Source organism: Devosia neptuniae (assembly GCF_025452235.1).
GTDB lineage: Bacteria > Pseudomonadota > Alphaproteobacteria > Rhizobiales > Devosiaceae > Devosia.
In genome coordinates, this window is the sequence record NZ_CP104965.1 from 2,312,311 (window position 1) to 2,333,720 (window position 21,410).

Below are 21,410 nucleotides of genomic sequence, written 5' to 3' on the forward strand. Positions count from 1 at the left end.
TCCGTTGTGCGATGGCGCAGTCAAACAGGGGTTCCCGCTTTCGCGGGAATGACCTGGTGAATTGATAGTGACTCAGCGATCACCGCGGTGATCCATCAAGGAATAACGAAGATGCGGTTGCTCATTCTGGGTACCGGCGGCATGGCCAATCAACATGCCAAGCATTTTGCTGCCATCGAGGGCGTGACCCTGGCGGGTGGCGTGGACGTGGACCCGGCGCGGGTCGAGGCGTTCTGCGCGGCGCATAATATGGAGCGCAGCTTTGGCTCGCTCGACGCGGCGCTCGCCTGGGGCGAATTCGACGCGGTGGCCAATGTGACGCCCGATAGCGTGCACCATCCGACGACCATGGCCGCGCTCAAGGGCGGCAAGCACGTGTTCTGCGAAAAGCCGCTGGCGACCGACCATGCCAAGGCCATGGAAATGACCGAGACGGCCGAACGGCTTGGGCTGGTCAACATGGTCAACCTGACCTATCGCAATGTCAGCCAATTGCAGAAGGCGCGCGAAATCGTGGCTTCGGGCGCCGTCGGCAAGGTCAAGCATTTCGAGGCGAGTTACCTCCAGAGCTGGTTGGTGAGCAAAGCCTGGGGCGATTGGCGCACCGAGAGCCAGTGGCTGTGGCGGCTGAGCAAAAAGCACGGCTCCAATGGCGTTTTGGGCGATATCGGCGTGCATATTCTCGATTTTGCGGCCTATGGGGCGGGCAGCGATTTTTCCAAGGTGTTCTGCCGCCTGGAAACGTTCGACAAGGCCGAGAATAACCGTATCGGGGAATATGACCTGGACGCTAATGACAGCTTTGCCATGACGGCACAGCTGGAAAACGGCGCGCTGGGCGTGATCCACGCCACGCGTTGGGCCACCGGGCATTTCAACGAATTGCGGCTGCGCGTTTATGGCGAGCTGGGGTCGGTGGAAGTGCAGCACCGGCACGATTGGTCCAAGCTGTTCACCTGCCTCGGCGCGGATGCCGAAACCGGCACCTGGACCGAGGTCGAGGTCGATACTGTGCCGACCAATTACATGCGGTTCGTGGAAGCGGTGCGGGCGGGGAAGAATCTCGAGCCCAGCTTCCGGCACGCCACCAATATCCAGAAGGTGCTGGACCTGGCGGTGGTGACGGACCGGGACCGGAGCGAGCATAAGGTTTGAGGGGTCGGTTCTCGATGAGGTGAGGGGCCAGAGCCAGTTCCTTCCTCAAGGGAATTGTTCATCTCATCCCAACCACGGCGTCATTCCGGCGCAGGCCGGAATCCATGCTGTGTTCTCTCCGCGCATAGGGCGTTCGGATAGCCTTCAGCATGGATCCCGGCCTGCGCCGGGATGACACCGCATTCTTGAACGCGTGCGGGGTGAACACTGCCCCTCAAAAGGGGGAGGGAGGCGGATCGGCTCTGACCCTTTCCTTTGCGGCAGACTCCCCATCTTGCAACCGGAGCCCGTTCATACAACTTATGCTCCTAGCCAAATATGGAGCGTCGTCATGAGTATTGTCTGGGCCATTATCATCGGGTTTTTTGCGGGGCTGATTGCCAAGTGGATTACGCCGGGGGATCGCAAGCCGAGCGGGTTTATTCTGACCACAGTGCTGGGCATTGTCGGCTCGGTGCTGGCGACGTGGCTGGGGCAGGCCATGGGCTGGTATGGGCCCGGCGATGGCGCCAATTTCATCGGGGCCATTGTGGGCGCGGTGATTATTCTTTTGGCCTGGGGGCAGTTGGCAAAGCGGGTTTAGTGGCAATTTACCCACCCCACGGTGTCATTCCCGCGAAAGCGGAAACCTCCGTTTCCCGGGCTCTCCAAGCAAACAGAGGTCCCCGCTTTCGCGGGGATGACATTGTGGTTGGGGGCGAGCATTGAAGCGATGGGCGGGTGCAGCACCCCTCACCCTGATCATTCTTCTGAACGAAGAATGATCGGTCCCTCTCCCTCAAGGGGAGAGGGGAGGGCGTCTCAGCTGGCTAATAAAAAGGGGCACCCAATGGGTGCCCCTTCCTCGTTCATAACCACGAAACCTACTTGATTTCGGTGATGCGGCCGTCGGTGTAAGGGGTGTATTCGCCGCCCAGTTTGGCGATGTAGTCGGCGACGACTTCTTCGAGCGGGGGGCCGAAATCGTAGGGGTTTTCGCCGTTGGCGAAGGCTTCGTAGCCGTCGCCGCCGCCGCGGACGTAATTGTTGGTGACCACGGTGTAGTTGGCCTCTTCGTCGATCGGCACCCAGGCGTCGCCATCCTTGACCTGCACGTCGCTGACGCGGCTGCCGGCGGGTTGCTTGAGGTCGAAGGAATATTTGAGGCCTGATACCTGGGCGAAGCGGCCGGCGCCGTTTTCGACATCGCTGACGCCGTTTTCGAGCGCTTCGATGACGTCGCCGCCCGAGACCTGCACGGTGGCCAGCGTGTTGGAGAAGGGCAGCACGGTGATGACATCGCCCACGGTGATTTCGCCGGCATCGATGGAGGCGCGGATGCCGCCGCCATTCTGGAAGGCGATGGTGGCGCCCTGGTCGGCGACACGGTCAAGAATGGCGTCGGCAAGCAGATTGCCCATCGAGCATTCCATGGCGCGGCAGACTTCGCGGGAACCTTCGAGCGGGGCGGTGGCGGAGCCGATGACCTCGCCCATGGCCTCTTCGATCGGGCCGGCCAGTTCGGCCAATTGACCCTTGAAGTCCTCATTGCCCTTGACCGAAGCGTCGATCAGGAAGGGTTCGCCCTCGGCCTTGGTGACCACGCCATTGTCGTCCCAGGTGATGGCGATATCGCCCAGATATTTGCCGTATTGGTTGGCCTGCACCACGGGGACTTCGACGCCCTCGGGATTGGTGACCATGGTGGGATAGGGGCCGGCAGCGCCCTCGGCGGTGTTGGAGAGCAGGGTATGGGAATGCCCGCCCACGATCACGTCCACCAGCGGCAGGGCGGCGGCGACCTGCTGGTCTACCGTGTAGCCGATATGGCTGAGCAGGATGATCTTGTTGACGCCGGCGGCGTCGAGCGCTTCGGAGGCGCCGCGCACATATTGGATCACGTCGGTGAATTCGATATTGGGGCCGGGCGAGGCGATATCGGGCGTGTCCTCGGTGGTGGCGCCGATAATGCCGATCTTTTCGCCGCCCACTTCGATGACGAAGGAGCCCTTGATCTTGCCGCGCAGGTTTTCATCGCGGCTGACGTCGAAATTGCCGCCAATGATGGGGAATTTGGCCGCTTCGATGAATTTGAGGAATTCTTCGGGGCCATCGTCGAATTCGTGATTGCCGGTGGCGACCACGTCAAAGCCCATCTGGTTGAAGAAGTCGGAGACGACCTTGGACTTGTAGGTGGTGTAATAGAGCGAGCCCTGGAAATTGTCGCCGGCCGAGAGCAGCAGCGAATTGCCGGCGGCGTATTTGGCGCGGGTGTCATCGATAATGGTCTTGAGGCGCGCAATGCCGCCAAAGCATTCCCCGGCGGCGTCGGTTTCGGCGTCGCAATTGGAATCGGTGCCGGTGATCGGGTCGAACCGGGAGTGGAAATCGTTGATGTGCAAGATATTGAGCGTGAAATCGGCATAGGCCGCGCTGGAAAAACCGGCGCAGAGGGTTAGCGCCGTGGCGCCCAGAAGTAGCTTTTTCATCCCTGTTGTCCCTTTGATTGCTTTTGACGGCGACCCCGCGACCGCCTTCCCGCCGGCCGCGATGAGAGAGCAGTTAAACAGGTCTTCGTGACGGGCGAAAGTGGACCTTTTGGTCAATTTTCGGCGGCGTTGCCGAGGGTTCCAATCAGAACGCATTGCGATAAGCTCCGCCGCGTTTTGATTTGCGGGGAATTGGCTATGCGGAGTGCTTTGATTGTCTATGGCGGCTGGGAAGGCCATGATCCGGAGGAATGCGCGGCCATCTATCGCCGTTGGCTGCACGAGGATGGCTATTCGGTGCGCACCGCCACCGAAACCAGCGCCTTTGCCGATCCGTCGATCCACGATCTGTCGCTGATCATTCCGATCTACACGATGAGCAAGATCGCGGCCGAAGAGGTGGCGAACCTGACCAAGGCGGTGGAAGGCGGCGTGGGTCTGGCGGGGCACCATGGCGGGATGAGCGACGCGTTCCGCGAGGCGGTGGATTATCAATTCATGGTGGGCGGGCAATGGGTGGCTCATCCCGGCAATATCATCGATTTCAAGGTGGATGTGACCAAGCCGGACGATCCGATCATGGCCGGGATCAGCTCATTTCCCTATACGTCCGAGCAATATTACATGCATGTCGATCCCTCCAACGAGGTACTGGCGACCACGACGTTTACCGGTGAACATGCGCCGTGGATCGATGGGGTGGTGATGCCCGTGGTGTGGAAGCGCCGGCATGGAGCGGGGCGGGTGTTTCATTCGACGCTCGGCCATTCGGCAAAGGAATTCGACGTGCCAGAAATGGCGACGATCCTGCGCCGGGGCATGAACTGGGCGGCGCGCGAGGAGTAGTGCTCTACCAACGCAGCAGGAAGCGTCCGAGTAGCGCGCCCAGGCCGCCGACCAGCACAATGCCCAGCGTGTAGAACAGCGCCACGAACATCATGCCGTTTTCGGCGCAGGCGAAGGAATAGACCCAGGCGCCGGTGCCGCCGGCCATGATACCGGCGGCAAAGCCAGCCAAGGTCGGATTGGCCGGCGCCAGGCGGCGCAGCACGAAGATGGCGGCTAACAGCACCGGCAGTGACAGCACCACAATGCGCCATGGGCAGACCAGGGAGGTGCCGCCCACAATCAGCGGCATCATCTCGCCGGGTTCGGCGCGGGCGAGCTGGAATACCGCGCCGACGAGCAACAGGCCCAGTAGAGCCAGCGCCGCCAGCCAGGGCCAGCGGGTGCGGCCATCGGGCCGGGCCAATACCAGCGTGGCGCAGAAGCCGAACACGGCGAGTGCCAGCGTATAGGTGAACTTGCTCCAGAACATCATCGTGCCCGGCGCGGTGTCCATGTCCGGGCGCATGCCCAGCCACATGACCATGGCGAGGATGGCGATGATGCCGCTCAGCAGGACGGCGCCGAGCAGCAGACGCTGTATGGCCGTGCGGCGCACGGGCTTGAGGTCGGCGGCGAGGCGGGCGATCAGCTCGTCGGTCATTTCGGACCTCCCGCAAAGCGCATGGCGAGGGCCTTGAGCCCGCGATGGATGGACACCTTGGCGGCCGTTTCGGTCATGCCGTGGGCGGCGGCGGCCTCGGCGACGGAGGCGCCATCGACCTTGGTGCGATAAATGAGATCGCTGGTGCGGGCGGGGACGGTTTCCAGCACCACGTTGAGATCGCGGCGGGCGAGGGCGTCGGCGCTGTCGTCATGGGCGATAATCGGGGCGTCGTCCTCGAGCGGCACGGTCAGACGGATCGACTGGCGGCGCACATGATCGACGAATTTGTGGTGCGCCACCGCATGCAGCCATGCCGTGAAGGGCCGGTTGCGATCATAGGTCAGGCGGCGGGCGTGAATGGCCAGCAGGGTCTCCTGCACGAGATCCTCCGCGTGCGCGGCAAAGGCGGGGGTGAGCCGCCGGGTGAAATAGGGGCGCAGATGACGGCCGAGTTCGGCCAGCAGCGACCGATAGGCCGCAGCATCGCCGTCAAGCGAAGCGAGCATCAGGCTGCGCAATCGCATCTCGGTGGGATCAGTCTGCATTGCCCATTCATTCGCTCCCTTGGGCCGTATTGTTACATCGGCAACGGCACTAAGGAATGCAGAATTCGGAATCACGACGGAGTGACCGCGTAACGTCGGGACCAGACATGGCGAATGGCAGGCATGAACCGCGCGATGGGGCGTGGTCAAAATTCTGGAGACAGCTCGTGACACACACTCTGCGTACACTTTCCCTCGCGGCTATTGCCGCCTTCACCTTTGCCGCAGTGCCAAGCTTTGCCGAGGACGCCATGGCTCCGGCGGGCGGCGCTATGGCTCCGGCAGGTGCTATGGGCGCCATGGCTCCGGCAGATGCCATGGGTCCGATGACGCCGATCAGCGACGCAGACTATAAGCTGTGTAACGAACAGGCCGCGACCATGACCTTCCCCGAAGCCATGCAGGCGGCGATGGCGGCCTGTCACGGATTGCACCAGGGCATGGACGTGATGGGCGCCATGAAGTCGATGGGCATGGAAACCGGTGCCATGGCGCCAGCTGCGCAATAACGTTTAAGTGATGTTCGACGCTTTCCCCGCGCGGTACCGTTGCTACGGACTGCGCGGGGCAGCTGCGCGGAGGGGTATGGATGAGCGAGCAGACAATTTCGGATCGGGCGGGCAAAGGCCCACTGATCTATCGCCAATCGATCTGGACGCGGGTGACCCATTGGCTATGGGCCATCTGCCTGTTCGTCCTGCTGCTGTCGGGATTGCAGATCTTCAATGCGCATCCCGCGCTGTATATCGGGCAGCAATCGGGCTTTGAGTTCGACAATGCGGTGCTCGAGATCGGCGCGGTTAACACCGATGCTGGGGCGCGTGGGCAGACGACTTTGTTCGGGCAGACATTCGACACGACGGGCGTGCTGGGCATGAGCGGGTCGGCGGAGCAGCCGCAATTCACGGCGTTCCCCGGTGCTGTGACCATTCCCTCCTATCGCGATCTGGCGACGGGGCGGGTGGTGCATTTCTTTTTTGGCTGGGTGTTCGTTTTCACCATGTTCGTCTGGTTTCTGGCCAGCTTCATCAATGGGCATATTCGCCGCGATATCGTGCCGGTGGGTGACGATCTCAAAGGGGTGCCCAAGGATGTGGCTGATCATGCGCGGCTGCGGTTTCACCATGGCCGCAGCTATGGGCCGCTGCAGAAGCTGAGCTATTTCGGGGTGTTCTTCGTTCTCTTCCCGTTGATCGTTTTGACGGGGCTGACCATGTCGCCGGGCATGAATTCCATTGCGCCCTTCCTGCTCGATATTTTTGGCGGGCGGCAGACGGCGCGGACGATCCATTTCGTGGTCATGGTGCTGCTGGTGGGGTTCTTCATCATCCATATCGCCATGGTGCTGGCGGCCGGACCACTCAATGAGCTGCGCTCGATGATTACCGGTTGGTATCGCGCCAGCCCCGGCACGCCGGCCAGCGGAGGAGACAAGCCATGAGCGGGTTCAAGCTCAATCGCCGCAAGTTTCTGGGCGCCTCGGCTGCGGCTGGGTCGGGGTTGATCCTGTCGGGGTGTGACCAGTTCGACTTTTTGGGGCAGCGGGATAATCAGGTAAGGGCGGTGCTCGAACAGGCCAATGTGCTGACCTATCAGGTGCAGCGGCGGCTGATCGGGGCGCAGACGCTGGCGCGGGAATATTCGCCCAGCGAAATCCGCCAGGGCCAGCGGCCCAATGGTTCGACCAATCCGAGCACGGCGGAATATTCCGCGCTGCGGGCGGCGGATTTTGCCAATTACAAGCTGACCATCAAGGGCATGGTGGAGCAGGAAGTCAGCTTCTCGCTGGCCGAATTGCGCAATATGCCGGCGCGCAGCCAGATCACGCGGCATGATTGCGTGGAGGGCTGGAGTTGTATCGCCAAGTGGACCGGTACGCGGCTGGGGGCGGTGCTGGACATGGCGCGGGTGAAGCCGGAGGCGCGGTTCTGCGTCTATCACTGCTACGACAATATCCAGACGTCGCTGGCTGGCGACATTCTCTATTATGAGAGTTCGGACCTGATCGACGCGTACCATCCGCAGACTATTTTGGCCTATGGGCTGAATGACCAGACCCTGCCGGTGGCCAATGGCGCGCCGATCCGGGTGCGGATCGAGCGGGCGCTGGGCTATAAGCAGCCTAAATATGTGCACACGATCGAGCTGGTGGATGACCTGTCGCCGTTCGGGCAGGGCAAGGGCGGGTATTGGCCGGATAATGGGTATGATTGGTATGGCGGGATTTGAAGGGGGAGTGCCTTGGCGCTGTGGCTCTCGTTACCCCCACCCGCGGTGTCATTCCGGCGCAGGCCGGAATCCATGCTGAAGGCTATCCCGGCGCTGGTGCGGATCGCCACGGACATGGATTCCGGCCTGCGCCGGAATGACACCGCATTCTTGAATGCGCCCAGAGTAAACACTCCTCCTGTGGGAAGGACAGGGGTAACGAGAGCCCCAATCCCGCATACGCAACCCCGCCATGCATCCGCAAAACACGAATTGCCTTGCTATTTCATCCCTCTTCCCCCATTTAGGCAGTATCGTCGCGGCTGGACATTGCCAGCAAGCCTATCAGCGACGGACTTCTCTTCTTATCGATCCTAGCGGTGAGCGGCGAAGTCAGCCCGGAAACAGTATGTCCGGGTTCGAGCCAGCACCCGCGCGATATCTCCCTTTTATCGCCCGATTGCGTTTGTTGACCCTCGCCACCGCAGGTGCGGCTGGCGACATGCGCGCTGCATTGTTCTGCGCGCCGCCATGCGCTTGATGCGCAGAAAGACTAAACATTGACTGATTTTACTTCTCTCGGCCTTCCCGCCGTTCTGACCGACAGCCTGACCGCTGGCGGTTTCACCGTGCCCACCAAGATCCAGGCCCAGGCCATTCCCAAGCTGCTGGAAGGCAAGGACCTGATGGGCATTGCCCAGACCGGTTCGGGCAAGACCGCTGCTTTCGGCCTGCCGATCCTGGCGGGTCTGCTGACCCTGACCGGCAAGGCCCGGCCGATGACCACCCGCGCGCTGATCCTGGCGCCGACGCGTGAACTGGCCGTGCAGATCGACGAGAACATCCGCAAATTTGCCGGCTCCAAGATGGCGCTGTCGACCGTGCTCGTGCTGGGCGGCGTGTCGCGCTACCACCAGGTGCAGAAGATTGCCAAGGGTGTCGACGTTGTTGTTGCTACCCCCGGTCGTCTCAAGGACCTGATGGATGACGGCAAGATCAAGCTGAACGAAACCCGTTGGCTGGTGCTCGACGAGGCCGATCGCATGCTCGACATGGGCTTCATCGCCCCGGTCAAGCACATTGCCAAGGCCATCGGCCAGCGCCGCCAGACCATGCTGTTCTCCGCCACGATGGCGCCTGAGATCGCGGATCTCGCCAAGGGCCTGCTGAATGATCCGGTGCGGGTTGACGCTTCGGTTGCCGGCTCCACCGTGGTCAAGATCGACCAGCGCGTGATCCTGTCTGGCGCCAAGGCCAAGCGCGGCGTGCTCAATGAGCTGCTGGCCAGCGAAACCGAAAACATGGAACGCGTGATCATTTTCTCGCGCACCAAGCATGGCGCCGACCGCGTCGCCAAGAATCTCGATCTCGATGGCCACAAGGCCGCAGCGATCCACGGCAATAAGAGCCAGAATGCGCGCCAGAATGCGCTCAAGGGCTTCTCCTCCGGCGATGTCCGTATTCTGGTGGCGACCGATATTGCCGCCCGCGGTATCGACGTGCCCGGCATCACCCATGTGGTGAATTACGAGCTGCCTGATGACCCGGAAAACTATGTGCACCGTATTGGCCGCACCGGCCGTAACGGGGCTTCGGGCATTGCCATCACCCTGTGCGATGGCACCGAGCGCGGCAAGCTGCGCGATGTGGAACGCCTGATCCGCCGCACGCTGCCGGTGTCGGGTGACCTGCATCTGGGCAATGATACCGGCGTCAATGAAGCACCGCGTTCGGCTTACAAGAAGCCCTCTGGTGGCCGTCCTGGCCCGCGTTCGGCCAAGAACCCGCGCCAGCAGGTGGATCGTCGTTCGCCTGCCGAGCGTCGTCCCTTTGCCGAATTCTCCAATGAGGGCAAGAGCCAGCCCCATCACCAGCCGTCGGAAACGCCGCGTGCGCGTCCTGCTGAAGGCGCTCGCACGCGTCCGGTGGAAGCGGCCCGCACCCGTCCGGCCGAGGCGCCTCGCGCTGCCCGGCCTGAAGGCCAGGTCAATCGCGTGCGCCGCGATCTTGAAACCGGCAAGCCGATCGGCGCCAAGCCAGACGCCAAGAAGCAGCGCTGGGGCAAGGCCCAGAAGGATGCAGCCCGCACCAATGGCCGCTCCAATGTGGATCGCCAGCGCGGCCGCGCATAAACAGCACGGAATCGGATATGAAGAGGGCGGCCCCAGTGGCCGCCCTTTTGCTTTTGGAGACAGCCATGACGAGGATCGCCATTATCGGACCGGGCGCGATCGGGGGGACGCTGGCCGCGTGGCTGGCGCAGGATGCGGCGCATTCGGTGACGGTCTGCGCACGGACACCGTTTGACGGATTGCGGGTCGAAACGCCAGAAGGCGTGATCACGGCCCAGCCCGAGATTCTTACCGATCCGTTCCAGGCCGGGCTCGTCGATTGGGTTCTGGTTTGCACCAAGACCTATGATGCCGATGCCACAGGGCCCTGGCTCGAACGGCTGGCGGGGCCGCAGACGCGCGTGGCGATCGTGCAGAATGGTGTTGAACATGTGCAGCTGTTCGCCCATCTAGTACCCACCCAGACGATCGTGCCGGTGATGATCAACCTGCCGGCCGTGCGCAATGCGCCGGGGCAGATCGTGCAGCACCGGCATGGCATTATCGCGGTGCCGGCAGGACCGAATGGGCAGGCTTTCGCGGCGCTGTTTGCCAAGACCGAGATCGAAGCGGCGGCGCATGAGGATTTTACATCGCAGCTGTGGATCAAGCTGACCGGCAATAGCCACACCATCGTGCCGACGCTGACCCTGCGGGCGACGGGGCCGGTGTGGAACGCGGCGCTCGAAAGCATTGTGCGGGGCGTGGTGGAAGAATGCGCGGCGGTGGGACGGGCCGAGGGGGCGACGATCCCGCAATCGGTCATCGACAATGCGGTCGAAGCGGCAAAGGCCATGCGGGAGGGCGCCGTGGCCGGCTCCTTCCACGCCGACCGGCTGGCTGGTCACCAGCTCGAGGTGGACGCCCGCAATGGGGTGATCGTGCGGCTGGGCCGCAAGCACGGGATTCCGACGCCGATGAATGGGGTGCTGGTGACGCTGCTGGAGGCTTCGGGGAGCCCCTGGATTTCGGGGTAGGGCTGGGGTCTCTTTCGATCACGCTACCGATGCAAGATAGAGAATATCCCTGGTGCCGCTGCCGGCGGTAGTGGCGGGGGCGAGGCGGTCGAGGAAGCGGGCGGCCCAGGCTTCGACATTGTGTTCGCGGGCGGCTGCCATGAGTGAGGTCCAGCGGGCGATGCGTTCGTCGAGCGGCATGTCCAGCGCGATGCGCAGGGCTTCGGCGGTTTCGTCGGTGTCGAAAGGATTGACCTCGATGGCGCCATCGAAAATCTCGGCGGCGCCGGCAAAGCGCGACAAGACCAGGACGCCCGGATCGGCGGGGTTTTGCGAGCCGATATATTCGTGGGCGACCAGGTTCATGCCGTCGCGCAGCGGGGTGACGAGGGCCACTTTGGCCAGGCGATAGAGCCCGGCAAGGCTGGGTTGGCCATAGGCGCGTTTGACATAGGTCAGGGGTTGCCAATCGGGTTCGGCAAAGCGGCCCATGACGCGGCCGCACATGGCGTCGAGGGCGTCGCTGGTTTCCTGATATTCCTTGATGGTGTCGCGCGAGGGCGGCGCCACCTGCAGCATGTGCACATGGCGGCGGAAGCGGGCATTGTTGGCGAGCAGCTTTTCATAGGCTTCGACGCGTTGCGGCAGGCCCTTGGAATAGTCGAGCCGGTCGACGCCTAGGATCAGCTTCTGCTCGCGCAGCACGCGCTCCATGCGCTTGACCATCTTGGTCGCGGCGGGGCTGACCGAGAGCTTGGCAAAGGCGTGGGGGTCCGAGCCGATGGGGAAGGAATCCACTTCCGTGCGGCTGAAATCCACCGTTTTGAGCGGATTGCCCGAGAGCGAGGAGGGCGATTGGTGATCGGCGAATTCGGTGAAGGCGGCGACATCGCGCCTGGCCTGCATGCCGACCAGATCATAGCGCGACAGGTCGCGCATCAGATCATTGTGGTGGGGGATGGCGTAGAGCGCGTCGGAGGTGGGGAAGGGGATGTGGAGGTAAAATCCGATGCGGTTGCGGGCGCCCAGGTTGCGCAATTCGCTGGCCAGCGGGATCAGGTGATAATCATGCACCCAGATGACGTCATCGGGCTTGAGCAGGGGCAGCAGGGCGCGGGCGAATTGTACATTGACGCGGCGATAGCCCTCATACCAATGGGCCTCGATGGTGGCGAGATCGAGCCGCAGGTGGAAGCTGGGCCACAGGATCGAGTTGGAAAACCCGGCATAGTAATCGTGGTGATCATCGCGCGTCAGGTCGAGCTGGGCGACGGAGAGGCCATCGATATCCTCGAAGCGCGCCTCGCGCTCGGGTTGCTCGACCAGGCGCCCCGACCAGCCGAACCAGAAGCCTTCGCGTTCGCTGAGGGTCTTGCGCAAGGCAACAGCCAATCCGCCCGCGGCGGGGCCTTTTCCCGGCGTGCGATTGGAAACGACGATCAAACGGCTCATATGTTTTTGCCCCTATTTTAGTCCAGACGCCGAACTGCAGCTCCGCAAAGGGGATGCAGTTCGGGCGCTTTAATGCGTTCGTTCATATTCCCGGTCGCGGGCGACGATGTCGCCCAAGCCCTGCAGCAAGGCGTGGACCGAGGCGACATTGGCGATGCGCATGCGGGCCGAGGTTTCCCCCTCGCCCAGCTTGATGCCGACGCCGCCCAATTCCTGGGCGGCGATGAAGCCGTCTTCGTCGGTGGTGTCATCGCCGATGAAGATCGGCAGGCGCCCGAGGAACGGCTCTTCCTGCATGAAGGCGCGCAGCGCGGTGCCCTTGCTCATGCTGCGGGGGCGGGCCTCGATCACCATCTTGCCGGCGACCAGAGTGAAATCGGGAATGCCATTGACGGCTTCTTCCATGGCGTGGCGGCAGACGTCTTCGAGCTCGGGCGCCTGGCGATAATGCAGGGCAACGGCGCCTTCCTTGGCTTCGAGCACCAGATCGGGATGGGTTTCGATCAGTGGTTCGATGGCATGGGCGATTTCCTCGGCGGCGAGGACAGCGGCGGGATCGACGGTTTCAACGAAGCCGTCGGCGCGGCGGCGCTGGGTGCCGTGGGCGCCGGCGACAGGCAGCGTGAGCGGGGCCAGATATTTATCGATATCCTCGATCTCGCGGCCGGTGAGCACGGCAAAGGCGCTATCGAGTTCGCGCGCGGTGCGCTCAAGCTGATGGGCCAGCGATACGGGAACATCGATGCCGTCGGGCGTTTCGGCCAGCTCGACCAATGTGCCGTCGAAGTCGGTGAAGATGGCCAGACGCGGGATGGCGTGCGGCTCTACCTGGTCGATCTGGGACATGACGTGCCTCGGAAGGGAACAATTCTGAAGCATCAACGCATGGTGCGGCGATTGGTTCGGCATGGCTGGTATGTGGGGAGTGTTGTTCCTCCCTCAGGCCAGCGGAATGCCTTTGTTGCCCTTGTCCTTCTGGTATGCCGCGGAGAGATCGGCATAGAGGGCGTTCACGTCGTCGAAGCGGGCCAGCAGGGTTTCGCGGTGGCCACGGTCGAGGCCCGCGATCATGCGGGCGATGTTGTGGCTGGTCCAATATTGGTTGGTGGCGTTGTAGAGCGGGCGGTCAGGGGAGACGGTGCCGGTTTCAGGATCGGGAGTGGCGTAGACCGCCTTGAGGATCTGGATGTCGTAGGGGATGGCGAAGCTGTCGCGGCTGTCTTCGTGGCTGAACAGGAAATAGAAATTGTCGAAGCCCGACCAGGTGATGCCCGAGAGGCAGAGCGAGCAGGGCTCGTGGGTGGCGAGGAAGAGGCAATCCTTGGTGTCGGGGCGCTGGTCGGCGGGGAGTTCGAAGAAGCGCTTGATGGCGTGCATTTCGCCATGCCAGAGCGGGTTTTCGATCTCGTTATTGGTTTCGGCCACGACGACCGAGAGATCGGATTTGCGCAGGATGGCCGCTCCGAACAGCTTGTTGCCGCGCGCTACGCCCGCTTGAGTGACAGGGGCGATGTCCTGCTCGATGACGTCGAGCAGGCGATCAATGAGACCGGCAGAATCCATCTTTAGCTTTCTATTGGGCGGCGTGCAGCACGACCAGCGCGGTGCCGCCGGCGTCGTTGAGGTGGAGGATATTGCCCTTGATCTCGTAGCCGGCGGTGGCGGCGAGGGCGGCGAAGAGGGCGGCTTCCTGGGCCATGATGTCGGGGGCGCAGGCCATGCGGGTGCCGGCAACGGGGCCGAATTTGAGCCCGTTATCGGCAAAGGCGGCTTCGCTGAAATAGCTGTTGCAGCTGCCATGGCCGCCGGCGCGGCCTTCGGGGGCGATGGACAGGGTTGGCATGGCAGTCGCCAGCACGGGCGTGCCGCCGATGCTGTCGACGACCCATTCGGTTTCAAAGATGGTGGGCATGATATCGAGTGTGGCGACCGGATCGGCGGGGACGGGCAGGGGCTGTACGATAATGGTCACCGGGGCGATGGCTTGCAGGTTCACCGGCACGGGGGCAGCGTCGCGGAACACCACGGTGTTGCCGGAGAGGATTTCCGCGGAAAGGCCATAGTTCCCGCCGGCCGCCACCACATTGGAGCGCACGTCGAAGGCAAAGGAGAGCGGCACCTGGCCGGGGGCGGCGAGCAGGGCGGTGGCGCCGGCAATGGGCTTGGGTCCATCGGCGGTGAGCGAGACCAGCGTCACGCGCAGCTGGGCATTTTCCGGCAGGGCGATGCGTTGGCGATAGGTCACTTCGCCGGAAAAGGTCAGGTCTTCGGCCGCAAGGGCGGAGCCAAATCCGGTGGTGAGCAGCAGCAGGGTCAGCACGATCTTGAGCATGGTGTCCTCCCTCTCAAGCTATCGATCCCAAGGTAACGCCTTGGCAGCATTATGGATGCTCGCCCGTCCGGGTTTCAATCGGCGTGTTTGACGATGAATGGCGCGGGGTAAAGATATTCCTCCAGATTGTTGCCATCGCCGCCGCGATCGACCACGAGGAAATCGCTGTCGCGCTCCAGCGGCGTCAGCACGCCATGCCAGGTGTTCATCGCTATGTTGACGCCTTGCCCCGGTCCGGTGAGGAAGGCGCGGGGCGTGCCCGGGATGCCGTCCATGTCAGGCGCGACAATGACCAGGAATGGTCGGTCGGAGAGAGGATAGAAGGCCTGGCTACCCAGGGGGTGGCGCTCGACCAGCTTCAGGCTGAGCGGAATGGCATAGGGCTGGCCGCGAAAGATCGAGATCAGCGGGCGGGGATTATCCCCGCCCAATTGCACATTGGCCAGATCGTGGAAGCGCTCGGTCATGCCCGCATTGATGGGGTAGTGATGGGCGCCGGCCGTCTGGATCACCTGGCCGAAGGGCGCGAAGGCTTCCGGGGTCAACGGCTCGATGAGGATGGCCGGGGCGCTCATCAGCGCAGGCTCAGCTGCATGTGGCGGTTGACGTCCTTATAGAGCAGATAGCGGAACCGGCCGGGGCCGCCGGCGTAGCAGGCCTGAGGGCAGAAGGCGCGCAGCCACATGAAATCGCCGGCCTCGACCTCGACCCAGTCGCGATTGAGCCGATAGACCGCCTTGCCCTCGAGCACGTAAAGCCCGTGTTCCATGACGTGGGTTTCCTCGAACGGGATCGAGGCGCCGGGTTCGAGCGTGACGATATTGACATGCATGTCGTGGCGCAGGTCGGTGGGCTCGACAAAGCGGGTGGTGCCCCAGCGATCGTCGGTGCCGGGCATCCAGCGGATGGGGGTATCGCGTTCATTGGCGACGAAGGCGGTGGGAGCGTCGATCCCCTCGACGGCCTCATAGCGCTTGCGCACCCAGTGGAAACGGGCGGATGCGGCGCTCTTGTTGAGCAGGGTCCAGACGCAGCCGGGGGGCAGGAAGGCATAGCCGCCGGGGCTGAGCAGGTGGGGCTGGCCGTCGATGGTGAGGCTGACTTCACCCTCGACCACGAAGAGTACGCCTTCTGCTCCCGCATCGGGCTCGGGCCTGTCGCTGCCGCCGCCGGGCAGCACTTCCATGATGTATTGCGAAAAGGTCTCGGAAAAGCCCGAGAGCGGGCGGGCGATGACCCAGGCGCGGGTGTTCTGCCAATGCGGCAAATAGCTGGTGACGATGTCGCGCATCACCCCATGCGGGATGACCGCATAGGCCTCGGTGAAGACGGCGCGGCCGGTGTGGAGGGCGGTCTGCGCGGGCAGGCCAGCAGACGGGGTGGCGTAGGTTGAATCGGCCATAATATTCCCAGCGTTCAGGCAGTCTGGCGATAATCGGCGACGATGCGGCCGGCGGCAAGGGCTTCCCGCTCATAGAGTGCCTTGCGCCAGGTTTCCTTGAGCGCTGCGGCATACCAATCCTGCATCGAGGGCAGGGCCAGCAGGCCCTGGGCATAGGCAGCAGCAGGGGCGCTGAGCTTGAGATCGTAGATCTGCACGCGGAAGGCGACGGCGCTGAAGAAGGCGTCAACGGCGGTGAATCTCTCGCCGGCAAGGAAGGGTCCGCCGAAGCGGGTGAGGCCGTCGTTCCATAGCGCGTCGATGCGGGCGATGTCATTGGCGAGGCCGTCAGGGATGGCCGAGAGTTCGACCCGGATGCCGACATTCATGCCGCAGATATTGCGCAAATGAGGAAAGCCAGAATGCATTTCGGCGGCAGCCGAACGCGCAAAGGCGCGGGCGATTTTGTCGGCCGGCCAGACCTGGTCATGGCTTTCGGCCAGGTATTCGGCGATGGCGAGCGAGTCCCAGACCAGGGTGTCGCCATCGATGAGGCAGGGGAAGCGGCCGCTGGGCGAAACATCGCCAAAAGCCAGGGTTGGGCCATCGTTGAAGGGTCGCAGCTGTTCGTCGAAGGGGATGCCGAGTTCGCGCATCAGCACCCAGGGACGCAGCGACCAGGACGAGTAATTCTTGTTGGCGATGTAGAGCTTGAACATGGGACCCTCCAATGGCCGTGGCGTAGCGTCTCGGCAGAGTCGAAGCAAGTCAGGCTGGCGTCTCCACCTGCCGTTTGAGCTTGCTCAGCATGGCGGCGGCATAGGTGGCGTAGGGACCGATCCAGCGCTCGTGCAGGGCGTGGATGGGCAGGGCGTCGAGATGGTTCCAGCGCTCGCGGCCGCGCCGTTCGACCACGATCAGTCCAGCGTCTTCCAGCACCTTGAGATGCTGCATCACGGTGCAGCGATCCAGCTCCGGCAGCAGATCGCAGAGCATGCCGGTGGTGCGGGATTCATCCTTGAGCAGATCGAGGATGTGCCGACGGGCGCGGTGGCTCAGGGCCTTGAAGATGCTGTCGTTTTCGTCTTCAGTTGACATGTTATATTTTTATAACATATCGTAAGTGCAGTCAAGCATGAGGAGAGACGAAATGGCTTATGATTTCAGGGTCAGCGGGCGCATCGCCAAGCCGGTGCATGAAGTGTTCGAGGCGGTGGCCGACCCCAAGCAGCTATCGGGCTATTTCACCACGGGCGGCGCCAAGGGGCGGCTGGAGACTGGCGCGACGGTGAGCTGGGACTTTGCCGATTTCCCCGGGGCCTTTCCGGTGAAGGTCGAGCGGGTCGAGAAAGACAAGGAAATCGTGTTGCATTGGCAGGCGGCCGACGATGGCGGGCCGGCCTATGACACGACGGTCACCATGAGCTTTTCCGGGCTCGATGATGGCCGGACGCTGGTGACCATCGCGGAAAAAGGCTGGCGCGACGGCGACGCCGGGCTCAAGGCGGCCTTGGGCAATTGCGAGGGGTGGACCGGCATGCTGTGCGCGCTCAAGGCCTATATCGAGCACGGCATCAATCTGCGCGAGGGATTTTATAAGTGAGCGCGGAGATCGGCGGCGGCATCAATATTGCCATGAAGGTGCCGACCCATTGCTACGAGGCCACCGTGGCGTTCTACCGGGATACGCTCAAGCTGCAGCGCGTTCCGGAGAAGCCGGATGTGGTCGGCTTCATCTATGGACCGAACCGGCTATGGATCGACCATGTGCCGCAATTGTCGCAAGCCGAGGTGTGGCTGGAGCTGTTCACGCCGGATTTCCCCGCCGCAGCCAATGCGTTGGAGGAAGCGGGTGTGGTTCGCAATGATGGCATCGAGCCATTGGGCAAGGGTTTCGCGGGCGGGTGGTTCTTCAACCCGGCCGGTATCGTGCATCTGGTGCGCACGCCGGACGCCTGGTAACGCGGCGTTAGGCTTACCAAATCATCAACTATTGGCGCGCATGATGGTGCTCATGAGTGAACATGAGCACCAAAGCGGGCGGCAAACGGCGGATTGGCTGCGGCACAATGTGCCCTGGCTTGGGCTGTTGGCCTTGCTGGCCACCCTGTTGCGGGAAGCCGATTTGCCGGATTTACGGCAGGATCGCCTTTAGCCGCAGCAGCGCAATGCGTTCGACCTGCGCGCAGGCCGCCTTGAACTCTTCGGCGGCGCTGTTGGTGATGCGCGTCTCGAAGGCGGCCAGGATCGAGGCCTTGGTATTGTCCTTGACCGCGATGATGAACGGGAAGCCGAATTTTTCGACATAGGTTTTGTTGAGCGCGGTGAACTTTTCGCGCTCGGCATCGGTCAGGGCGTCGAGCCCGGCTGAGGCCTGTTCTTCGGTCGAGGCTGCGGTGAGCCGCTTGGCGGCGGCCAGCTTGCCGGCCAGGTCGGGGTGGGCGCGCAGCACGGCGAGGCGTTCTTCGTCAGTGGCGAGGCGGAACTGGGTGCGCAGGGCGAATTGCAGGCCGATGGCGGTGTCGTTGACCGGGGCCAGTTCGCCCTCCCAGGCGCGTTCGGCAATCCAGGGAGAGTGCTCGAAGATGGAGCCGAATTTTTCGACGAACTCGGCTTTGGGCAGCTGGGACGGGATGAATTCGGGCGCCTGGTAAGGATGCTCTTTGGCCCAGTGCTGGGCGATCTCGAGGCGGGTGGGCACCCAGACTTTGTCGAAGCTTTTGATGTAGTCGACGAACTTTTTGAGCCCTTGGAAGCGGCCGGGCTGGCCGACGAGGCGGCAATGCAGGCCAATCGACATCATCTTGGGTGAGCCGGCTTGGCCCTCGGCATAGAGGCAGTCGAAGCTGTCCTTGAGGAACTGGAAATATTCCTCGCCATTGTCAAAGCCCGAGGCGGTGACGAAGCGCATGTCATTGGCCGAAAGCGTATAGGGAATGATCAGTTGCGGATTGCCCTGATGCACGCGCCAATAGGGCAGGTCGTCGTCATAGGTGTCCGAGATATAGGCAAAGCCACCGGCCTCTGAGACCAGATCGACCGTGTTGAGTGAGCAGCGGCCGGTGTACCAGCCCAGGGGGCGCTCGCCCGTCGCGATGGTGTGGAGGCGGATTGCCTCGGCGATCTGCTGGCGCTCGACTTCGGGCGTCATGTCCTTGTGTTCGACCCATTTATAGCCGTGGCTGGCGATTTCCCAGCCGGCGTCCTGCATGGCGGCAAGCTGGGTGGGGGCGCGCATCAGGGCGGTGGCGACGCCATAGATGGTGACGGGCAGGGCGGCTTCGGTAAACAGGCGGTGCAGCCGCCAGAAGCCGGCCCGCGCGCCATATTCATACATGGACTCAACATTCCAATGGCGCTTGTCGGGCCAGGGCGCAGCGCCCACCACGTCGACGAGGAAGGCCTCGGACGCGGCATCGCCATGCAGGATATTGTTTTCCCCACCCTCTTCGTAATTGAGCACGAATTGCACCGCCACATGCGCGCCGCCGGGCCAATTGGCATTGGGCGGAGTGGGGCCGTGGCCGTGCATGTCGCGGGGGTAACGCATTGGACTGTCTCGTGGAAAGGTCGGAGGGAGGCGGTAAGGTAAGCAGATGTGGGGGTGCTGCGCTAGGTGGGATATGCGGGGGAATAGCTGCTACCCACTGGGGGATTCTGGTGTGGGCGGGAGGCTCTGCTTGCCGTCCCTCCCACGTGCGGCATCGAGGTGTTCGCCCTCCCTCCCCCTTGAGGGGAGGGCCGGGGTGGGGGTCGTTGGGGCATTTGCGCTAGCGCCCGCCGACCCCCACCCTCAATCCCTCCCCTCAAGGGGGAGGGAGGCGACGGCTACCGGCACCTGCTCACTATGAGATCTACTGCGCTACCGCCCCCGGCAGCGAAACGCCTTCGAAATAGCCCTTGGCGTGGTCGAAAAATATTGCGGGGGCCAGGTGCAGGGCGCTGCCGCCGCGGACCATGATGCCGAAGCGGTTGGTGGGCAGGCCGCTATCTTCGAGCGGGCGGAAGACCAGCGTGCCGCGTTCGATTTCGTTCTGGGCGCCGATCGGCGTCATGATCGAGGCATAGTGGCCGCCCAGAGCCAGTTCCACCATGAGGCGGATCGAATCGACTTCGACCAGCGGGGGCAGGATGGTGGCTGAGCCGCGCAGGAAGGGCTCGATGACTTCGCGGATGGAGATTTCGGGCTTGGCCACGGCCAGCGGGTGCTCGATGCATTGGCGGAAGGTGAGGTGTTTGCTGGCGGCCAGCGGGTGGTCGGGCGCCATTACCGCGCCGATCCGCACATCGCGGCGGAAGGCAACGTCGATCTGGCGGGGTGGCTTGGCGATGAAGCCCAGCCCGATATCGACGCGTTCGTCTAGCAGCCGTTCGATGACGCCGGAGGAGGAGGTGAGCGAAACATCGAGGTTCAGCCGGGGATAACGCCGGCCGAAATCGGTGATGAGGCGGGGCAGGAAGGACAGGCCAATGCTTTCGGCCGCCGCGATGCGGACCGAACCCGATTTGATGCCGCGCAGCATCTCGATTTCGGACACTGCCGCCTCGATGGGCGCGGCCAGCCGGCGCGAGTGACGGAACAGGATTTCGCCGGCGGGAGAGAGGCGCAGGCGCCGCTTTTCGCGGATGAAGAGGGCAATTCCCAAGGCATCTTCAAGCTGGGCGACCTGCCTTGTGATGGCCGAGGAGGCGATATCGAGCCGTCGCGCGGCCTCGCGGATCGACAAGTGGGTCGCCACGGCGTTGAAATAGATCAGCGATGGCTGGTGGAACACCCGCGCCAAAAGGCCCGTGGAAAGGGCGTGTTCGCGGGGACGGTCCTGTGGCTTTGGTTTGGAATCCATGATCTTACACTGCTGCCGATCTGGCAGCATAATGCTCCCAAATTGAGAGTATCAAGAACAATTCCACGCGCGCTATGGTTTGTGCGGGGACGACGCAAGGAGCAGCTTATGGCGGGTATTGGACGCCTGACGACGCACGTATTGGATACGATGCATGGCAAGCCGGCCAAGGGGATGCGGCTTGAGCTGCTCTATGTGCATGGCGATCATACGCATCACATTGCCGATAGCTATACCAATGGGGATGGTCGGGTCGATCAGCCGCTGCTGGACGAGCAGCAGTTCCAGCATGGCGAATATGAAATCCATTTCCATGTCGGGCAATATTTCGAGCGCCTGGGCGTGGAGCTGGAGGCGCAATTCCTCGACGTCGTGCCGATCCGGTTCACGATTTCCGAGGACAAGCATTATCACGTGCCGCTGCTGGTCAGCCCCTTTGCTTATTCGACCTATCGGGGGAGCTAGG

The 21,410-nt window shown here is 62.9% G+C and carries 25 protein-coding genes; 12 read left to right on the forward strand and 13 right to left on the reverse strand.

What is annotated here, in order from left to right:
• Positions 1-111 precede the first annotated feature (111 nt).
• The gene (locus N8A98_RS14085) at positions 112-1,155 is read left to right on the forward strand and encodes a Gfo/Idh/MocA family protein (protein ID WP_113123705.1); all 1,044 of its coding nucleotides are present in this window, start codon (positions 112-114) and stop codon (positions 1,153-1,155) included.
• 331 nt (positions 1,156-1,486) lie between these two features.
• On the forward strand, positions 1,487-1,738 hold the full coding sequence (locus tag N8A98_RS14090; protein WP_262166228.1) for a GlsB/YeaQ/YmgE family stress response membrane protein: 252 nt from the start codon (positions 1,487-1,489) through the stop codon (positions 1,736-1,738).
• Between the two features lie 280 nt (positions 1,739-2,018).
• On the opposite strand, the gene N8A98_RS14095 is transcribed toward N8A98_RS14090, so the two are convergent.
• A complete protein-coding gene (locus tag N8A98_RS14095) occupies positions 2,019-3,623 on the reverse strand; it encodes a bifunctional metallophosphatase/5'-nucleotidase (RefSeq protein ID WP_262166230.1) in 1,605 nt (534 codons plus the stop codon).
• A gap of 198 nt (positions 3,624-3,821) precedes the next feature.
• Between N8A98_RS14095 and N8A98_RS14100 the strand changes: the two genes are divergently transcribed.
• The gene (locus N8A98_RS14100; protein ID WP_262166232.1) at positions 3,822-4,469 is read left to right on the forward strand and encodes a ThuA domain-containing protein; all 648 of its coding nucleotides are present in this window, start codon (positions 3,822-3,824) and stop codon (positions 4,467-4,469) included.
• 4 nt (positions 4,470-4,473) lie between these two features.
• Here N8A98_RS14100 and N8A98_RS14105 read toward each other — a convergent pair whose 3' ends face one another.
• Both N8A98_RS14105 and N8A98_RS14110 read right to left on the reverse strand, forming a co-directional pair.
• Positions 4,474-5,112: a DUF1109 domain-containing protein gene (locus tag N8A98_RS14105; RefSeq protein ID WP_262166234.1), complete on the reverse strand. Its 639-nt coding sequence runs from the start codon at positions 5,110-5,112 to the stop codon at positions 4,474-4,476.
• Positions 5,109-5,660 carry a sigma-70 family RNA polymerase sigma factor gene (locus N8A98_RS14110; protein ID WP_262166236.1) on the reverse strand — a complete coding sequence of 184 codons (552 nt, stop codon included), beginning with the start codon at positions 5,658-5,660 and terminating at the stop codon, positions 5,109-5,111. The genes N8A98_RS14105 and N8A98_RS14110 overlap by 4 nt, the downstream gene beginning before the upstream one ends.
• 167 nt (positions 5,661-5,827) lie before the next feature.
• Here N8A98_RS14110 and N8A98_RS14115 point away from each other — a divergent pair, with 167 nt between their 5' ends.
• The 5 genes from N8A98_RS14115 (at position 5,828) to N8A98_RS14135 (ending at position 10,956) form a co-directional block, all read left to right on the forward strand.
• Positions 5,828-6,169 (forward strand): hypothetical protein, encoded by a 342-nt coding sequence (locus N8A98_RS14115; protein WP_262166238.1) that lies wholly within the window; start codon positions 5,828-5,830, stop codon positions 6,167-6,169.
• An 80-nt stretch (positions 6,170-6,249) separates the two neighbouring features.
• Complete coding sequence (locus N8A98_RS14120) at positions 6,250-7,101, forward strand: cytochrome b/b6 domain-containing protein (RefSeq protein WP_262166240.1); 852 nt, start codon at positions 6,250-6,252, stop codon at positions 7,099-7,101.
• The gene (locus N8A98_RS14125; protein WP_113120846.1) at positions 7,098-7,889 is read left to right on the forward strand and encodes a molybdopterin-dependent oxidoreductase; all 792 of its coding nucleotides are present in this window, start codon (positions 7,098-7,100) and stop codon (positions 7,887-7,889) included. The genes N8A98_RS14120 and N8A98_RS14125 overlap by 4 nt, the downstream gene beginning before the upstream one ends.
• Before the next feature lie 539 nt (positions 7,890-8,428).
• Complete coding sequence (locus N8A98_RS14130) at positions 8,429-10,000, forward strand: DEAD/DEAH box helicase (RefSeq protein ID WP_262166245.1); 1,572 nt, start codon at positions 8,429-8,431, stop codon at positions 9,998-10,000.
• A 65-nt stretch (positions 10,001-10,065) separates the two neighbouring features.
• On the forward strand, positions 10,066-10,956 hold the full coding sequence (locus N8A98_RS14135) for a 2-dehydropantoate 2-reductase (protein WP_262166247.1): 891 nt from the start codon (positions 10,066-10,068) through the stop codon (positions 10,954-10,956).
• A gap of 18 nt (positions 10,957-10,974) precedes the next feature.
• Here the strand turns inward: N8A98_RS14135 and N8A98_RS14140 are convergent, their stop codons facing one another.
• The 8 genes from N8A98_RS14140 to N8A98_RS14175 form a co-directional block, all read right to left on the reverse strand.
• Positions 10,975-12,387 carry an alpha,alpha-trehalose-phosphate synthase (UDP-forming) gene (locus N8A98_RS14140; RefSeq protein WP_262166249.1) on the reverse strand — a complete coding sequence of 471 codons (1,413 nt, stop codon included), beginning with the start codon at positions 12,385-12,387 and terminating at the stop codon, positions 10,975-10,977.
• A 69-nt stretch (positions 12,388-12,456) separates the two neighbouring features.
• Entirely contained in the window at positions 12,457-13,233 is a 777-nt protein-coding gene (gene otsB, locus N8A98_RS14145) for a trehalose-phosphatase (RefSeq protein WP_113120850.1), read from the reverse strand.
• Between the two features lie 93 nt (positions 13,234-13,326).
• Entirely contained in the window at positions 13,327-13,950 is a 624-nt protein-coding gene (locus N8A98_RS14150) for a nucleoside deaminase (protein WP_113120851.1), read from the reverse strand.
• 10 nt (positions 13,951-13,960) lie between these two features.
• Complete coding sequence (locus N8A98_RS14155) at positions 13,961-14,719, reverse strand: META domain-containing protein (RefSeq protein ID WP_262166256.1); 759 nt, start codon at positions 14,717-14,719, stop codon at positions 13,961-13,963.
• A gap of 74 nt (positions 14,720-14,793) precedes the next feature.
• The gene (locus N8A98_RS14160) at positions 14,794-15,294 is read right to left on the reverse strand and encodes an ureidoglycolate lyase (protein WP_262166257.1); all 501 of its coding nucleotides are present in this window, start codon (positions 15,292-15,294) and stop codon (positions 14,794-14,796) included.
• Positions 15,294-16,121, reverse strand: a complete 828-nt coding sequence (locus tag N8A98_RS14165; protein WP_262166260.1) for a bifunctional allantoicase/(S)-ureidoglycine aminohydrolase — start codon at positions 16,119-16,121, stop codon at positions 15,294-15,296. Before N8A98_RS14165 ends, N8A98_RS14160 begins: the two co-directional genes overlap by 1 nt.
• Positions 16,122-16,135: 14 nt before the next feature.
• Complete coding sequence (locus tag N8A98_RS14170; RefSeq protein ID WP_262166261.1) at positions 16,136-16,819, reverse strand: glutathione S-transferase family protein; 684 nt, start codon at positions 16,817-16,819, stop codon at positions 16,136-16,138.
• Positions 16,820-16,868: 49 nt separating this feature from the next.
• A complete protein-coding gene (locus tag N8A98_RS14175) occupies positions 16,869-17,198 on the reverse strand; it encodes an ArsR/SmtB family transcription factor (protein WP_262166264.1) in 330 nt (109 codons plus the stop codon).
• Positions 17,199-17,250: 52 nt separating this feature from the next.
• Between N8A98_RS14175 and N8A98_RS14180 the strand changes: the two genes are divergently transcribed.
• The 3 genes from N8A98_RS14180 to N8A98_RS14190 are packed head-to-tail and all read left to right on the forward strand — an operon-like array spanning position 17,251 to position 18,255.
• A complete protein-coding gene (locus N8A98_RS14180; RefSeq protein ID WP_262166266.1) occupies positions 17,251-17,703 on the forward strand; it encodes an SRPBCC family protein in 453 nt (150 codons plus the stop codon).
• Positions 17,700-18,062: a VOC family protein gene (locus N8A98_RS14185; protein WP_262166267.1), complete on the forward strand. Its 363-nt coding sequence runs from the start codon at positions 17,700-17,702 to the stop codon at positions 18,060-18,062. The genes N8A98_RS14180 and N8A98_RS14185 overlap by 4 nt, the downstream gene beginning before the upstream one ends.
• A 52-nt stretch (positions 18,063-18,114) precedes the next feature.
• Positions 18,115-18,255, forward strand: coding sequence for a hypothetical protein (locus tag N8A98_RS14190; protein WP_262166269.1), 141 nt, complete (start codon positions 18,115-18,117; stop codon positions 18,253-18,255).
• Here N8A98_RS14190 and puuE read toward each other — a convergent pair.
• Together puuE and N8A98_RS14200 are read right to left on the reverse strand one after the other, a co-directional pair.
• Positions 18,235-19,650, reverse strand: coding sequence for an allantoinase PuuE (gene puuE, locus N8A98_RS14195; RefSeq protein WP_262166271.1), 1,416 nt, complete (start codon positions 19,648-19,650; stop codon positions 18,235-18,237). The genes N8A98_RS14190 and puuE overlap by 21 nt on opposite strands.
• A 304-nt stretch (positions 19,651-19,954) precedes the next feature.
• Complete coding sequence (locus N8A98_RS14200) at positions 19,955-20,944, reverse strand: LysR family transcriptional regulator (protein WP_262166273.1); 990 nt, start codon at positions 20,942-20,944, stop codon at positions 19,955-19,957.
• Between the two features lie 108 nt (positions 20,945-21,052).
• On the opposite strand from N8A98_RS14200, the gene uraH reads away from it, so the two are divergent.
• Complete coding sequence (gene uraH / locus N8A98_RS14205; protein ID WP_262166275.1) at positions 21,053-21,409, forward strand: hydroxyisourate hydrolase; 357 nt, start codon at positions 21,053-21,055, stop codon at positions 21,407-21,409.
• Position 21,410 lies beyond the last annotated feature (1 nt).

Excerpts from the sequence above, each read along its gene's own strand:
- N8A98_RS14110 (WP_262166236.1), bottom strand. The coding sequence starts at position 5,660 with ATGCAGACTGATCCCACCGAGATGCGATTGCGCAGCCTGATGCTCGCT.
- N8A98_RS14125 (WP_113120846.1), top strand. The coding sequence starts at position 7,098 with ATGAGCGGGTTCAAGCTCAATCGCCGCAAGTTTCTGGGCGCCTCGGCT.
- otsB (WP_113120850.1), bottom strand. The coding sequence starts at position 13,233 with ATGTCCCAGATCGACCAGGTAGAGCCGCACGCCATCCCGCGTCTGGCC.
- N8A98_RS14085 (WP_113123705.1), top strand. The coding sequence starts at position 112 with ATGCGGTTGCTCATTCTGGGTACCGGCGGCATGGCCAATCAACATGCC.
- N8A98_RS14120 (WP_262166240.1), top strand. The coding sequence starts at position 6,250 with ATGAGCGAGCAGACAATTTCGGATCGGGCGGGCAAAGGCCCACTGATC.
- N8A98_RS14135 (WP_262166247.1), top strand. The coding sequence starts at position 10,066 with ATGACGAGGATCGCCATTATCGGACCGGGCGCGATCGGGGGGACGCTG.
- N8A98_RS14095 (WP_262166230.1), bottom strand. The coding sequence starts at position 3,623 with ATGAAAAAGCTACTTCTGGGCGCCACGGCGCTAACCCTCTGCGCCGGT.
- N8A98_RS14180 (WP_262166266.1), top strand. The coding sequence starts at position 17,251 with ATGGCTTATGATTTCAGGGTCAGCGGGCGCATCGCCAAGCCGGTGCAT.
- N8A98_RS14170 (WP_262166261.1), bottom strand. The coding sequence starts at position 16,819 with ATGTTCAAGCTCTACATCGCCAACAAGAATTACTCGTCCTGGTCGCTG.
- N8A98_RS14100 (WP_262166232.1), top strand. The coding sequence starts at position 3,822 with ATGCGGAGTGCTTTGATTGTCTATGGCGGCTGGGAAGGCCATGATCCG.
- puuE (WP_262166271.1), bottom strand. The coding sequence starts at position 19,650 with ATGCGTTACCCCCGCGACATGCACGGCCACGGCCCCACTCCGCCCAAT.
- N8A98_RS14090 (WP_262166228.1), top strand. The coding sequence starts at position 1,487 with ATGAGTATTGTCTGGGCCATTATCATCGGGTTTTTTGCGGGGCTGATT.
- N8A98_RS14190 (WP_262166269.1), top strand. The coding sequence starts at position 18,115 with ATGAGTGAACATGAGCACCAAAGCGGGCGGCAAACGGCGGATTGGCTG.
- N8A98_RS14105 (WP_262166234.1), bottom strand. The coding sequence starts at position 5,112 with ATGACCGACGAGCTGATCGCCCGCCTCGCCGCCGACCTCAAGCCCGTG.
- N8A98_RS14155 (WP_262166256.1), bottom strand. The coding sequence starts at position 14,719 with ATGCTCAAGATCGTGCTGACCCTGCTGCTGCTCACCACCGGATTTGGC.
- N8A98_RS14175 (WP_262166264.1), bottom strand. The coding sequence starts at position 17,198 with ATGTCAACTGAAGACGAAAACGACAGCATCTTCAAGGCCCTGAGCCAC.
- N8A98_RS14165 (WP_262166260.1), bottom strand. The coding sequence starts at position 16,121 with ATGGCCGATTCAACCTACGCCACCCCGTCTGCTGGCCTGCCCGCGCAG.
- N8A98_RS14140 (WP_262166249.1), bottom strand. The coding sequence starts at position 12,387 with ATGAGCCGTTTGATCGTCGTTTCCAATCGCACGCCGGGAAAAGGCCCC.
- N8A98_RS14200 (WP_262166273.1), bottom strand. The coding sequence starts at position 20,944 with ATGGATTCCAAACCAAAGCCACAGGACCGTCCCCGCGAACACGCCCTT.
- N8A98_RS14150 (WP_113120851.1), bottom strand. The coding sequence starts at position 13,950 with ATGGATTCTGCCGGTCTCATTGATCGCCTGCTCGACGTCATCGAGCAG.
- uraH (WP_262166275.1), top strand. The coding sequence starts at position 21,053 with ATGGCGGGTATTGGACGCCTGACGACGCACGTATTGGATACGATGCAT.
- N8A98_RS14160 (WP_262166257.1), bottom strand. The coding sequence starts at position 15,294 with ATGAGCGCCCCGGCCATCCTCATCGAGCCGTTGACCCCGGAAGCCTTC.